This window comes from Bifidobacterium saimiriisciurei (assembly GCF_010667655.1).
Lineage (GTDB): Bacteria > Actinomycetota > Actinomycetes > Actinomycetales > Bifidobacteriaceae > Galliscardovia > Galliscardovia saimiriisciurei.
Window position 1 is genome coordinate 1 of the sequence record NZ_WHZU01000019.1, and the last position, 13,481, is coordinate 13,481.

Consider the following 13,481-nt stretch of genomic DNA (forward strand, 5'->3'; position numbering starts at 1 on the left):
AGCATCTTCGAATCGGCGACGCCGCTCGGCACCGTCCATTCGTCGGCGTCGCGGGAGAGCAGCGCGCAGGCGCCCACCATCGCCGGACCGGCCAGCGAGCCGCGTCCGACCTCGTCGAATCCGACGACCAGCGAATACCCCTTGTTCGCCAACGCACGCTCATGGTCGAGCGTGGGCGCCTGCCGTGGAACCACCATGTCTCGCTCCTTCGCCATCATTTCGTCGTGTATGCCGTCATCGCGACGTCACGTATGCCGTGTCCGCCGTCATGCATTCATGTATTTTCGATTATCGCCGGCGTTATTTCGCGCCGGAAACGCCCGATACGCCGTCGAATACGGCGTCGTTCCTGCCGAGGCCCGACCAGTGGCCGACCGGCCAGTATATGGCCGCCGCCACGCCTTCGACGTCGGAGATCGGGACCAGACCGTTGTCGCCATCCTCCTGATGCACGCGGGAGTCGGCGGAGTTCGAACGATTGTCGCCCATCACGAACACATGCCCATCGGTCACCTTCACGCTGAAGGCGAAGTCGCTGGGGTTGACGCCAGGACGGATGAACGAGGAATCGTCGATGGCCTTGCCGTTGATGGTGATCGGCTGGCCGGGGCCCTTGCATGCCACGGTGTCGCCGGGCAGGCCGATCAGACGTTTGATGAGGAACTGGCTTTTCGCGCTCGGACCGAGCCAGTTCGCCGGGTCCTTGAACACGATGATGTCGCCGCGATGCAGTTCGAAGAACCGCGGCGCCAGTCGGGATGTGACGACCTTGTCGCCGACCTGCAGCGTATCGCGCATCGATTCGGACGGAATCTCGTAGACGCCGATGACGAACATGCGCAGGAACAGCACGATGACCAGCGGGATTCCGGCCCAGACGAGCAGGTCGCGCAGGGTCATGCGGTCGTCGGACCGCCGTCCGCCGGCGGCCGCGCCCCCGTCGGCCCCAGCCGCGACGCCGGATGCGATGCGATCGTTGCCGTCCGTCTGGTGTTCAGTCATACGATGCGCTCCCCTGATTGAGATGTACGCGAATACTATACGCGGAAGCCCGGAATCCGCGATGCGGAGTTCCGGGCTTCCATGCTATCCACGTGTCGCGTGGGATAGGCGAAGGACTCAGTCGGCCTTCTGGCTGTTGTCGCGACGCTCGACGATACGAGCGGCCTTGCCGCGCAGGTTGCGCAGGTAGTACAGCTTGGCGCGACGCACCTTGCCCTTGCGGACGAGTTCGATGGAATCGATCACCGGGGAGTGCAGCGGGAAACGACGCTCCACGCCCACACCGAAGCTGATCTTACGAACGACGAACGTCTCGCGCACGCCGCCGCCCTGACGGGCGATCACCACGCCGGTGAAGGCCTGGATACGGGAGTTGTTGCCTTCCTTGATGTTGACGTTCACCTTGACGGTGTCGCCGGGACGGAAGGCCGGGATCTCCTCGGCGGGCTTCAGGTGCTTGGCGTCGAACGCTTCGATTGCATTCACCATAATGCTTGTTCCTCCATTGCCGCCGCATATCAGCGCAAGTCGGGGAAGACGCGGCATGATGCGCGCCGTCTTCCGAAATTCGGTATCCCTTCAGGTCTGCCTTCGGGGAGCGTGCCGATCCGATCGATGATGGTCTGGACCTGTTGAGACGCGCATCTATGCGGCAATACGCGACTCGGCACAACTCTTCAAGTATACACGGGCGGTGGATATAGGAAAACCCGCCGCGAACGGTCGCAGCGGGTTCCCTTCATCACGTCGAGCGCCGAGGTAAGGCGGATAACGCTCCGTTATTTACTTTTCTGCAAGAGGAATAATCGACGTGTGCGGCAAGCCCCGTCCGAGGTCGAAGGCGTATATCAATACGTCGAGCGCTGAGGTAAGGGGCTTGACGCTCCGTCGATTATTTCTCGGAAAGGGATGAACGACGTGTGTCAACGGCCGTCCGAAGGCGAAGGCGTACAAAGGTACGTCGAGACCTGAGGAAAGGCCGTTGACACTCCGTTCATCACTTTTCCTCGTGGTAGGACTTTTCGGTGTTGACAGACCACACGTTCTTCTTGCTGGTCTTGCCGGTCTTGATGTTGTTGACGGCTTCGATGGCGGTGGCCATGGAGTGGTCCTGGTTGTTGTAGCGGTGCTGGCCGTTGCGTCCGACGCAGTAGAGGTTGCCGAAGCCGTCGAGGTATTCGACGAGTTCGTCGATGTGCTGCCAGGTGTCGAAGTAGGCGGGGTAGGCCTTGGGAACGCGTTCGCGGTGGGCGTCGAGGACGTCCTGCGGGCCGTTGATGACGCGCATGCGGGTGAGTTCCTTGATGGCGAAGTCGCGGGCCTCGTCGTCGGTCATGTTCCAGAAGGCGTCGCCTTCCTCGCAGAAGTATTCGAGGCCGATCCAGACGGTGTCGTCGACGTCCTTGACGAGGTAGGGGCTCCAGTTGTTGAAGACCTGGATGCGGCCGACCTTGTAGCCCGGGTCCTGCACGTAGATCCAGCAGTCGGGGACGATGGGCGGGTTGCCGAGGGTGGGGATGTCGGTGGTGTTGCGGATGCGCAGCTTCTTGCACAGCAGGCCGACGGTGACGAAGTCGCGGTAGGGCAGGCCGGTGGCGATGGCGGTCATGTCCTTGGGTGCGGGCTTGTCGGAGGCGTCGACGGCGGTGATGAGGTCCTTGATGGGCATGGACGAGATGAACTCGTCGGCCTTGATCTCGGTGCGGTCGCCGTGCGAGTCCTCGTACACGACGGCGGCGATGCGGCCGGCGTCCTGGCGGATTTCGACGACCTTGGCGTCGGTGATGACGTTGGCGCCGTGCTCGACGCAGTTCTCCTCGACGGTCTCCCACAGCTGGCCGGGGCCGAGCTTCGGGTACCAGAACTCCTCGATGAGGGAGGTCTCGACGTTCTTGGAGTCGCGCTTCTTGGGCAGCAGCTTGGAGAACGCGTTCTTGAGGACGCCGAGGATGCTCAGGCCCTTGACGCGCTGGGCGCCCCAGTCGGCGGAGATCTCGGAGGGGTGGCGGCCCCACAGCTTCTCCGTGTAGCCCTCGAAGAACATGGAGTAGAGCTTGCGGCCGAAGCGGTTGATGTAGAAGTTCTCGAGGTTGGTCTCGGGAAGCTTGTGGAAGATGGACTTGAGGTAGCTGAAGCCGGCCACCATGGTGAGCTTGAAGCCCATGGCCTTGAGGGTGTTCGGGGTCAGCGAGATCGGGTAGTCGAAGAAGCGGTGGTTCCAGAAGATGCGGGAGACGCGGTGGCGCTTGAGCATCACGTGGTCGGTCTTCTCGGGGTCGGGGCCGCCGGGTTCGAGGTCGTGGTGGCGTCCGAGCTTCTTGTCGTCGTAGGAGGGGGCGCCCTGCAGCGGCAGCGTCTCCTTCCACCAGTCCATGATGCGGTCGTCCTTGGAGAAGAAGCGATGACCGCCGATGTCCATACGGTTGCCGTTGTACTTGACGGTGCGCGAGATGCCACCGAATTCGCGGGTCGCCTCGAGCACGGTGACGTCGTAGTTCTCGGCGCCGCCGTCCTTCACCAGCTCCCATGCTGCGGTCAGGCCTGCGGGGCCGCCGCCGATGATAACGACCGACTTCTTTTCTGCCACGTCGTACTCCTCACAATGCAGATTGAACGAACATGCATGACGATGCATGGATGACGCAAACTAAATCGTGACCACTCTAGTACAGACCGTGGGAGCAAAGCGCACAGAGCCGATGTGCATACACATTCTTTTCGCAGAATTCAACGCGACGTTGCGTGGGATGAAGGACCGCCTGTCCCTTTCCCGGCGCCCCGCCTCCGAGGGGCCGTCATGCGTCGGCATGATTTGCCCCGGCGGCGACTCCCCTCATTCGTCCTACGGCCGACGGCTCCCCTCACGCTTGAGGGGAGTCCAAGGCCTTGCCATCATCCTGAGCGGAGTCGGGCGGGGTCAGATGTTGTCGGGGATGTCGATGTCGGTCTTCTGGACCTCCTCGACGTTCACGTCCTTGAACGTGACGATGCGGACGTTGGTGACGAAACGGCTGGGACGATACACGTCCCACACCCATGCGTCGGTCAGCTGGACGTCGAAGTAGACGTCCTGGCCGGCGGAACGCACGTTGAAATCGACCTTGTTCGCCAGGTAGAAGCGCCGTTCCGTCTCCACGACGTAGGTGAACAGTTTGATGACGTCGCGATATTCCTTGTACAGCGCCAGTTCCGCATCGGTCTCGTAGTTGTCGAGATCCTCAGCGCTCATTCGTTTCCTCCTCGGGAGCGGTTGCCGAGGCTGCGCCACCACGCCCGCTTCGAGCGCTTGGCGTCCTCCTCGTTGCCGTTGTTGGAATTCGGCCAGTAATTGTACTCCTGCTGGCCACGGGTCTTGTCGGCCGGCTTCGTCTGGCCGGAGTCGCCGTTGATAAGGTCGGCGAGGTCGGATTCGAGCCGGTCGTTCTCGGCGTCGCTTCCCCGGCGGTTGACCTCGAGGGCCAGCGAGTGCTCGCGCAGGGCCAGCGCCTCGCGTACGCCCGGATTATCCTCGATCAGATGCATGCCGAACGCGTCGAGCGAACGGATGGGGTCGTATTCGTCGACGAGCGTGCCGAACACGATCTGGTCCTGATAACGCTGGTTGGCGTCGTCCCACAGCGCGTGGCGCGACGTGCCCTCCTTGATGAAGCCCAGCGACTGGTAGACGGACAGCGAACGCGTGTTCTTCTCGGGGACGGCCACCCAGATGCGGTGCAGGCCGAGGCCGGCCGGTTCGGGTGCGAAACCATAGGTCATGACGCGCGGCATGGCGTCTCGCGAGTAGCCGCGGCCACGGTAGTCGCGGCCGAGCATGACCTGGATGCGGGCGGACTTCGCCCAGCTGTCGATGTCGATGAGGAAGATCATGCCGATGACCTTGGTGCGGTCCTTGTCGTCGTCATCGTCGGGGTTCGAGTCGGCGAGCACCGACCATGCGATGGTGCGGCGGGATTCGGGGTCGCCCACGCCGGACTCCTCCGGCGACTGGCCCTTGCCCCAGGCGACGGAACGTCCGACCCACGTGTGGACGAGGGCGCGCTCGGCCTGCGCGTCCTTGCCGGTGATGCTTGAAGCGTTGTGATACGCCTGCAGTTCGTCCATCAACGGAAGGTCGTCGAGGGTGGCGGGGCGCAGATGCACCATTTCGCCCTTGATCTCCGGAATGACGAGGCTGCTCGGGAGTGTACGCGACTCAGTGGCCTGCGTACCCTGTTCGACGCTGTTCACTTCATCTGCTGACATGGGTCACTTTCTATCGATCGGCTGTTTGTCGTCCTGCTGTCGTCTGTCTACTATGACAGATTCCCCGCGTACAGGATACACGGGGAATCTGGTTCATGGTAGCGAGGCGCGCTGATTTCCCAGCTGATTCTCAGGATTGTGAAATCAGGCGGCAAGAACGGACAGGACCGGCAGGACGCCGGCCCCGACATTCCCCCAGCTCGCCTGTCGGCTCGCCTGAGTCCTAAAAACACCTCTGGCGTTTTCTTAACGGACTCAGCCCGGCAAGAACGGACAGGACCGGCAGGACGCCGGCCCTGACATTCCCCCAGCTCGCCTGTCGGCTCGCCTGAGTCCTAAAAACGCCTCTGGCGTTTTCTTAACGGACTCAGCCCTTCACCTTGCTGATGACGAGCTTGGTGACGGCCTTGGCGTCGGCCTGGCCGCGGGTCGGCTTCATCACGGCGCCGATGATCACGCCCATCGGCTTCATGTTGCCGCTCTTGAGCTTCTCGAACACGTCGGGGTTCGCGGCGAGCGCGTCGTCGACGGCCTTCTCGATGGCGCCGGTGTCCTCGACCACCTGGTAGCCGTGCTTCTTGACGACCTCGGCCGGGGTGCCCTCACCGGCGAGCACGCCGGCGACGGTCTGCTTGGCGAGCTTGTCGTTGAGCTTGCCGGAGGCGATGAGCTTCTCGACCTCGGCCACGTCGGCCGGGGTGATCGGCAGCTCCTCGAGGCTGACCTCCTTGGCGTTGGCGGCGCGGGAGATCTCGCCCAGCCACCACTTGCGCGCACCGGCGGCCTTGGCGCCGGCCTTCACCGTCTCCTCGATGAGGTCGAGGGCGTCGGCGTTGATGATGTCGCGCATCTGCAGGTCGGTCAGGCCCCATTCGGCCTTGAGGCGGTTGCGGCGCTCGCGCGGCATCTCCGGCATCTGGGCCTTCATTTCCTCGATGTGCTCCTTGGTGATGTGCAGCATCACCAGGTCGGGGTCGGGGAAGTAGCGGTAGTCGTCGGCGTCGGTCTTCACACGGCCGCCGGCGGTGGTCTGCGTGGACTCGTCCCAGTGGCGGGTCTCCTGCAGGATCTCCTTGCCTTCGTCGAGGCGGGCGGCCTGACGACGGATCTCGTACGTGATGGTCTTCTCGATGCCGCGGAACGAGTTCACGTTCTTGGTCTCGGAACGGGTGCCGTACGGGTCGTCGGGGCTGGGGCGCAGCGAGACGTTGACGTCGGCGCGCATGTTGCCCTGCTCCATGCGGGCGTGGCTGATGTTCAGGGCACGCACGATGTCGCGCAGGGTGCGCATGTAGGCACCGGCGATCTCGGCGGCGCGCTCGCCCACGCCCTCGATCGGCTTGGTCACGATCTCGATGAGCGGCACGCCGGCGCGGTTGTAGTCCACGAGGGAGTGGTCGGCGCCCTCGATGCGGCCGTCGGCGCCGCCGATGTGGGTGTTCTTGCCGGCGTCGTCCTCGATGTGGGCGCGCTCGATCGGCACGCGGAAGATGCTGCCGTCGTCGAGCTCGACGTCGAGGTAGCCGTTGCCGTTGGTCGGCTTGTCATACTGGGAGATCTGGTAGTCGCGCGGCATGTCCGGGTAGAAGTAGTTCTTGCGGGCGAACTGACTCCACTCGGCGATCTCGCAGTGCAGGGCGAGGCCCAGCTTGATGGCGTAGTCCACGGCGGTCTTGTTGATGACCGGCAGGCTGCCCGGCAGGCCGAGGCTCACCGGGGTGAGCTGGGTGTTCGGCTCGCCGCCGAACTCCACGTGAGCGGGGCAGAACAGCTTGGTGTTCGTGCTGAGCTCCACGTGGGTTTCGAGGCCGATGACGGGGTCGTACTTCTTGACGGCCTCGGAGAATTTCATGAGTTTATCTGCCATTGTCTGCTCCTAATACGTCCTGTACGCTCTCAGGCCTCATCCAGCCACGGGGTCTTGAGGCTGTTCCACACCGGGCCGCCCCACTTGCCTTCCAGAGCGGCTTCGAGGGCCGCGGCGGGCTTGTACATCTTCTCGTCCTGCATCTGCGGGGCGAAGAACTGGAAGCCGACGGGCAGGCCTTCCTCGCTCAGGCCGGCGGGGATGCTCATGGCCGGGACGCCGCCCATGTTGGCGGGGATGGTGGCCACGTCGCCGAGGTACATGGTGATCGGGTCGGCGGTCTTCTCGCCGAACTTGAACGCGGTGGTCGGGGCCGTCGGGGAGACGAGCACGTCCACCTGCTCGAAGGCCTTGGCGAAGTCCTCGATGATGAGCGTGCGCACCTTCTGGGCGCTGCCGTACCAGGCGTCGTAGTAGCCGGCGGACAGGGCGTAGGTGCCGAGGATGATGCGGCGCTTGACCTCGTCGCCGAAGCCGGCCTCACGCGTGTAGGCCATCATGTTGGCGGCGGTCTGCGGCACGCCGGCCGGCGGCATGACGCGCAGGCCGTAGCGCATGCCGTCGTAACGGGCGAGGTTGGAGGAGACCTCGGACGGCATGATGATGTAGTAGGCGCCGAGCGCGGCCGGGAAGTGCGGGCAGGAGATCTCCACGACCTCGGCGCCCATGTCCTCGAGCAGCTTGACGGACTCGTTGAAGCGGGCCTCGACGTCGGGCTGGAAGCCTTCGCCGCCGAGCTCCTTGATGAGGCCGACCTTCACGCCCTTGAGGTCCATCTTCAGGCCTTCGCGGGCGGCCGCCACGACCGGCGGCACCTCGCGCGGGATGGAGGTGGAGTCGCGCTTGTCGTGGCCGCCGATGACCTCGTGCAGCAGCGCGGCGTCGAGCACGGTGCGGGAGACCGGGCCGATCTGGTCGAGCGAGGAGGCCATGGCGATGGCGCCGAAACGGCTCACGCCGCCGTAGGTGGGCTTCACGCCGACGGTGCCGGTGAAGGCGCCGGGCTGGCGGATGGAGCCGCCGGTGTCGGTGCCGAGGGCGATCGGGGCCTCGAACGCGCCGACCGCGGACGCGGAACCGCCGCCGGAGCCGCCGGGCACGTGCTCGGTGTTCCACGGGTTCTTGGTGGTCTTGTAGGCGGAGTGCTCGGTGGAGGAGCCCTGGGCGAACTCGTCGAGGTTGGTCTTGCCGAGGATCGGCATGCCGGCGGCCTTGATCTTCTCGATCACGGTGGCGTCGTACGGCGGCACCCAGCCTTCGAGGATCTTCGAGGCGGCGGTGGTCTCGATGCCCTTGGTGACGATCATGTCCTTGATGGCGATCGGCACGCCGGCCAGCTCCGGCAGGCCCTCGGTCTCGCCCTTGGCGTTCTTGGCGTCGAAGGCGTCGGCCTCGGCGAGCGCGGTTTCGGCGGACACCTTGAGGAAGGCGTCGATGCTCGGCTCGGCCTTCTCGATGACGGCCAGATGCGCTTCGGTCAGCTCACGGCTGGAGACTTCCTTGTTCTTGATCTTCGCGGCCATCTCGGCGGCGGAGAGCTTCACCAGTTCGGTTGCGTCAGTCATTGGTGCACATTCCCCCTGATTATTCCTGGATACGCGGGGCGACGAACATGCCGGCCTCGGTCTTCGGACCGCCGGCGAGCGCCTCGGCCTGGGTGAGCGGCGTCTCGGCCACGTCCGGACGCAGGTAGGCTTCCAGCGGAACCGGGTTGGCGGTCGGCTTGACGTCGTCGCCGGCGACCTTCTGCACTTCGTTGATGGAGTCTGCGATGACGTTCAGTTCGCCCTGGAGTCGGGTGATCTCTTCGTCAGTCAGGGCGATTCGGGCCAAATCGCCCAAATGCTCGATCTGTTCACGTGTGAATGTAGGCATAGTGCCCACTATAAAGCGCAAGTGTGACGAGCGGGAGCACCTCTGCGGTCCTTTTCGTCGCATTGTCGCAACGGATGGGAACGGGACGATGCGCGCGGTTCCCATCCGTTGCACGGGATACGGCAAACGGGAACCGTACGCTGCCCACGGTTCCCGTCCGTTACAAAGGATGCGACCAATAGGAACCCAAGCAACGTCCCGGTTCCCATCCGTCGAGGAGGGTGCAACGGATGGGAATGCGGCACTACCCACGGTTCCTGTCCGTTACATCAATCACAACGGACGGGAACGCAGCGTTGCGCACGGTTCCCATTCGTTTGATGGATGGCTCGGCGCGCGTCCCGAACGTCGCTCACCGGATGTCCGTGCGCCTGACGACCAGCGTGCCTGCGGCCTCGCAGACTATCCACCATCCGACGAGGATCATCAGGCTCTGCCACCAGTTGGGTATGAAGTAATCCACGTTCCCGATGCCGGCGGCCAGCGTCGTATCGACGCCGCCGCGCACGAATGTGCCGATGGCGGCGGACGGCAGGAACGCGCCGACGGTGTTCAGCCACGTGTATCGGCTGGCAGCCAGCGAGATGATGCTCAGTATGCTCGGCGCGATCATCAGCAGGCCGACCAGCGCGAAGATGCCTCCCGGCGTCGCACGGCATATCGCGCCGATGCCGAGGGCCATCTTCGCGGCCAGCATCGTGGCAAGCGCGGCGCCGAACAGCGATATCCACGGCAGTCGCCATTGGTCGCCGGAAAGCGGCGTAACGTCCCATCCGTTCGACATGAACGAGACCAGACCCCACGAAATCAGCAGGCCGACGAGCGCGGCCACGAACGACAGCACGCCCACGACGAATGATTTGGCCTCGATGACGTCCTCACGACGGGGATTGGCGACGAACGTGGCCTGAATCGATCTCGTCGAATATTCGGATGTGACGGCCATGATGCCGAATATGCCGACGACAAGCGCCACGGTGGACGTCATGCCCGAGACCGACGCCCACAGGTCGACGGCGGGTATGGGCCGGGGCGTTGCAAGCTGCTTGCCGGTCTCGTCGAGACCCGCCATAAGACGCGTGGTCCAGGCGGTGAGGGCCGCGCCGAGTGGGAAGAAGACGACGGTCATGGTCAGCAGCCAATAGGTGGACCGCAGATTCAGCGTCTTGACGAATTCGGCGCGGATGGACCCCCAGATGCTTACGCGGCCGTTGGGGACCTTCATCTTGCGCGGCGCGCGACGGCGGCGGCTGCGTGAACTCGACGACGGGTCGGGAGGCGTGGGAGGCGTCAACGGGGCCGATGAGGGCAGCGACGTCATCGAGATCGGGGACGAGACGGATGCCACCGGCATGGACGACGGCCTCGGCACGCCCTGCCGCGACGGAACAGGCCGCGCGGGCGTCTCCTGGCGGTATGTCTCCGGCCGCTCCTCCGCAAACGGGTCGAACGCCATCGTCGCCTCGGATGGATTCACCGTTTCGGATGGATTCGGCGGCTCCGGCTGCGGATTGTCGAACGATTTGTCGTCCGGCGTCGATGGATTCAGCTGTCGCGCACTATGGCGTCCTCGTCGTCGTGCTGCGCTCATCGTCGCGTCCCCCTTCGCTGTGCCCTTCTGCCTGTTCGATTCCGTATGCCGGACCGCCGGTCATCATCCGGCCGCATGTCAGGCTGCCGGTCCGGCGCGCCGCCCTCCCCCATCGGCGATTTCGCACGGTATTCGGCCGCGGCGTGCGTCAGCTCCATGTAGGCGTCCTCCAATGAGGTCTGTTCCTGCGAGAACCGGTACATCACCACCTGGTTGTGGGCGAGTATCTGCGCGACCGGCTGCATGGGAACGCCGTCGACCATCACCGCGTAGCCTTCCGAGGGGTCCCCCGATTCGCGCGGCACGTCCCGGACCTGCGCGCCGCCCAATTCGGCGAGCGCCTCGTGCACGCGCCGCGGGTCGGGGGTCACGATGCGGATGCCGTGAGAGGAGTGCTCATCGACGAATCTCGCCACGCTCACCTGCCGCAGGATTCTCCCCTGCCCGATGATGACGAGGTCGTCGGCGGTGAGCGCGACCTCGCTCATGAGATGCGAGCTGAGCAGCACGGCCCGTCCCTGCGCCGCATAGTATCGGCACAGCTCACGCACCCATTTGACGCCTTCGGGGTCGAGGCCGTTGATGGGCTCGTCAAGCACGAGATTATGCGGGTCGCCAAGCAGTGCGGCGGCGATGGACAGCCGCTGGCTCATGCCGAGCGAGAACGTTCCGGCGCGGCGATTCTTCACGCTGGCGATGCCGGTGACGTCGATGACCTCGTCGACGCGTGATTTCGGTATGCCGTTGGTCAGCGCGAGCGAGCGCAGATGCGCGTAGGCGGTCATGCCCTTGTGCACGGATCGGGCGTCGAGCACGGCACCGACCGAGCGCATGGGCGAGCTGAGGCGGGAGAACGGACGACCGTCGATGAGGGCTTCGCCGGAGTCGGGACGGATGAGACCGAGCAGGGCCTTCATCGTGGTGGATTTGCCCGCGCCGTTGGGGCCGAGGAAGCCGGTCACTCTGCCGTTGAGTGCTTTGAACGAGACCTGGTCAACGGCCTTCTTCGCACCGAATGACTTGACGAGCCTCTCTATCTCTATCATGCTTCGACACTATCCGAACCGCCCTACACCCGCAATCCTCCGCAGGAATGATTTCACGGATTTGCGGGTCCGCGGAACGGACTCGCCAAAACCCGATGCGGGGGTAGCTCCGCACGTCGGGCCTGTCGCACGGATGCAGGATTCCTGTCCGTTGCAGCGGGTGCGACGGACAGGAATCGCGAACGTCGCTCCGTTCCCATTCGTCGTGATGGATACGACGGATAGGAACCGAATCGCTGTTCAGGTTCCTTTTCGTCGTGGATTAATGACGGACGGGAACCGTGGACGTCGTTTCGTTCCTGTTCGTTGTGGTGGACGTGACGGACGGGAACCGCGCGGGACGCACATACCCGCCGTCACGCCGTCAGGCGATTTCGGCGTGCTGGGCGATCCACGCGTGCATGGAGACGGCGGCGGCCGCTCCCGCGTTGATGGACCGCACCGAGCCGAACTGCGAGATGTACACCACGTCGTCGGCGAGTTCCAGCGCCTTCTCGCTCAGCCCCGGGCCCTCGGCGCCGAACAGCAGCAGGCAGCGCCTGGGGAAACGGTACGTTTCCATCGGCACCGCGCCGGGCAGGATATCCATGGCGATGACCTTCGCCTCGCGCAGCTCGTCGACCTCGGCCTGATGCCGTGCGGTGGCGGCGAAGTCGTTGCGTCGGGCCGCAGCGGCTGCGGCATCCTCGGCCTCAGCAATCCCGGCGGCGATGCGACGATGCCAGTCGGCCACGAGGTCGGCCACGGTGGGATGATGCGCGATGTGCTGGTACAGCTCGGTCATGAGCGCACCCTTGCGGTTCCACTTGTGCGGGCCGACGATGTGCACGCGGGCCGCCGCGAACGCGTTGGCCGTACGCACCATCGAACCGATGTTGAAATCGTGCGTCCAGTTCTCGATGGCCACCTCGAACGGATGACGCCCCTGCCGGTCGAGGTCGGCCTTGATGGCCGAGACCTTCCAATAGCGGTATTTGTCGAGCACGTTGCGACGGTCGCCGCTGTCAAGCAGCGCACGGTCGTAGCGGGCGTCGAAGTTGGCGGGGTCGCCGAAATCGTCTGGACGCGGACGGTCCGGATGCGTCTCGGCCCACGGCCCCACGCCCACTTCGCGGAAGGCCGGCTCGTCGGAGGCCAGGGCGGCCTTGGTTATGGGATTCGGCTCTCTCACGACTGGCTCCGGCCTCGCAGCTCGGATTCCTTGAACACCTCGATGAACGGCAGTTCGTGGGCCTCGCCGTCGGCCGGATTGACGACCTTGACGACCGGCTCGGTCATGTCGACGCCGCCGATGAGCGACGCCACGGCGAGGATCTCGGCCCCCTCGTTCTTCACGACGCCGAAGTCGAGGCTCAGTTCGTTGCCGTTGCGCAGGGTGACGAGCGACGAGGTCTGCACGTAGGATTTCTCGCTCAGCCACGAGTCGAGCAGGATCACGCGCTTGCCTTTGATGCTCGGCCCCTTGATGCTCGGATAGACGAAGTCCATGACGAACGCGTCGAGGTCCTGGCCGCGGGAGGCGGCGGCGTGCACCATGGCGCAGGCGAGCGGCACGGCGGCGGCGGTGAGGGCGCCGACGGCGTCGAAATCGTCGAGACCATAGCCCTGCTCCTCGATGACGTCAAGCAGGGTGTGGCCGATGAGCGTGGCGCCCTGATGGTCGAAGGCCACGGCGGAGAGCTCGCTGAACGGCTTGTCGGCGACCTCCTTCACCAGCATGCGGCGCAGCAGGTCCTTGGCGTCGAAGAAATCGTCGGCGAGGCCGCCGTCCGGCGTGGCGGCGTCGTCGCGCACGTCGGACGGTCCGGTCTTGCGGAATCCTTCGGTTTTGGCATCGTTCTGAAGAGTCATGACTTCA

At 64.6% G+C, this 13,481-nt stretch carries 12 protein-coding genes and 1 pseudogene; all 13 read right to left on the reverse strand.

The features are described 5' to 3' along the window. Nucleotides 1–197 (reverse strand): annotated as a pseudogene (locus tag GFD18_RS09745) (ribonuclease HII); the annotation flags it as partial. Between the two features lie 103 nt (nt 198–300). Beyond that, nucleotides 301–1,002: a signal peptidase I gene (gene lepB, locus GFD18_RS09750; protein ID WP_163199903.1), complete on the reverse strand. Its 702-nt coding sequence runs from the start codon at nt 1,000–1,002 to the stop codon at nt 301–303. A 117-nt stretch (nt 1,003–1,119) separates the two neighbouring features. Next, nucleotides 1,120–1,491 (reverse strand): 50S ribosomal protein L19, encoded by a 372-nt coding sequence (gene rplS / locus GFD18_RS09755; protein WP_100510581.1) that lies wholly within the window; start codon nt 1,489–1,491, stop codon nt 1,120–1,122. 508 nt (nt 1,492–1,999) lie between these two features. Continuing rightward, the gene (locus tag GFD18_RS09760; RefSeq protein WP_163199902.1) at nt 2,000–3,589 is read right to left on the reverse strand and encodes an NAD(P)/FAD-dependent oxidoreductase; all 1,590 of its coding nucleotides are present in this window, start codon (nt 3,587–3,589) and stop codon (nt 2,000–2,002) included. Nucleotides 3,590–3,919: 330 nt separating this feature from the next. Further along, complete coding sequence (locus GFD18_RS09765; protein WP_100510579.1) at nt 3,920–4,231, reverse strand: DUF2469 domain-containing protein; 312 nt, start codon at nt 4,229–4,231, stop codon at nt 3,920–3,922. Then, nucleotides 4,228–5,244 carry a GNAT family N-acetyltransferase gene (locus tag GFD18_RS09770; protein ID WP_163199901.1) on the reverse strand — a complete coding sequence of 339 codons (1,017 nt, stop codon included), beginning with the start codon at nt 5,242–5,244 and terminating at the stop codon, nt 4,228–4,230. Before GFD18_RS09770 ends, GFD18_RS09765 begins: the two co-directional genes overlap by 4 nt. A 367-nt stretch (nt 5,245–5,611) precedes the next feature. Continuing rightward, nucleotides 5,612–7,111, reverse strand: coding sequence for an Asp-tRNA(Asn)/Glu-tRNA(Gln) amidotransferase subunit GatB (gatB, locus tag GFD18_RS09775; RefSeq protein ID WP_163199900.1), 1,500 nt, complete (start codon nt 7,109–7,111; stop codon nt 5,612–5,614). 29 nt (nt 7,112–7,140) lie between these two features. Continuing rightward, nucleotides 7,141–8,676, reverse strand: coding sequence for an Asp-tRNA(Asn)/Glu-tRNA(Gln) amidotransferase subunit GatA (gene gatA, locus GFD18_RS09780; protein ID WP_163199899.1), 1,536 nt, complete (start codon nt 8,674–8,676; stop codon nt 7,141–7,143). A gap of 19 nt (nt 8,677–8,695) precedes the next feature. Further along, nucleotides 8,696–8,986 (reverse strand): Asp-tRNA(Asn)/Glu-tRNA(Gln) amidotransferase subunit GatC, encoded by a 291-nt coding sequence (gene gatC, locus GFD18_RS09785; RefSeq protein ID WP_100510890.1) that lies wholly within the window; start codon nt 8,984–8,986, stop codon nt 8,696–8,698. A 352-nt stretch (nt 8,987–9,338) separates the two neighbouring features. Beyond that, the gene (locus tag GFD18_RS09790) at nt 9,339–10,577 is read right to left on the reverse strand and encodes a hypothetical protein (protein ID WP_163199898.1); all 1,239 of its coding nucleotides are present in this window, start codon (nt 10,575–10,577) and stop codon (nt 9,339–9,341) included. Next, nucleotides 10,574–11,623: an ATP-binding cassette domain-containing protein gene (locus GFD18_RS09795; protein ID WP_163199897.1), complete on the reverse strand. Its 1,050-nt coding sequence runs from the start codon at nt 11,621–11,623 to the stop codon at nt 10,574–10,576. The genes GFD18_RS09790 and GFD18_RS09795 overlap by 4 nt, the downstream gene beginning before the upstream one ends. Nucleotides 11,624–11,987: 364 nt before the next feature. Further along, on the reverse strand, nt 11,988–12,794 hold the full coding sequence (locus tag GFD18_RS09800) for a TrmH family RNA methyltransferase (RefSeq protein WP_163199896.1): 807 nt from the start codon (nt 12,792–12,794) through the stop codon (nt 11,988–11,990). Continuing rightward, nucleotides 12,791–13,474 carry an orotate phosphoribosyltransferase gene (locus GFD18_RS09805; RefSeq protein ID WP_163199895.1) on the reverse strand — a complete coding sequence of 228 codons (684 nt, stop codon included), beginning with the start codon at nt 13,472–13,474 and terminating at the stop codon, nt 12,791–12,793. The genes GFD18_RS09800 and GFD18_RS09805 overlap by 4 nt, the downstream gene beginning before the upstream one ends. Between the last annotated feature and the right edge of the window lie 7 nt (nt 13,475–13,481).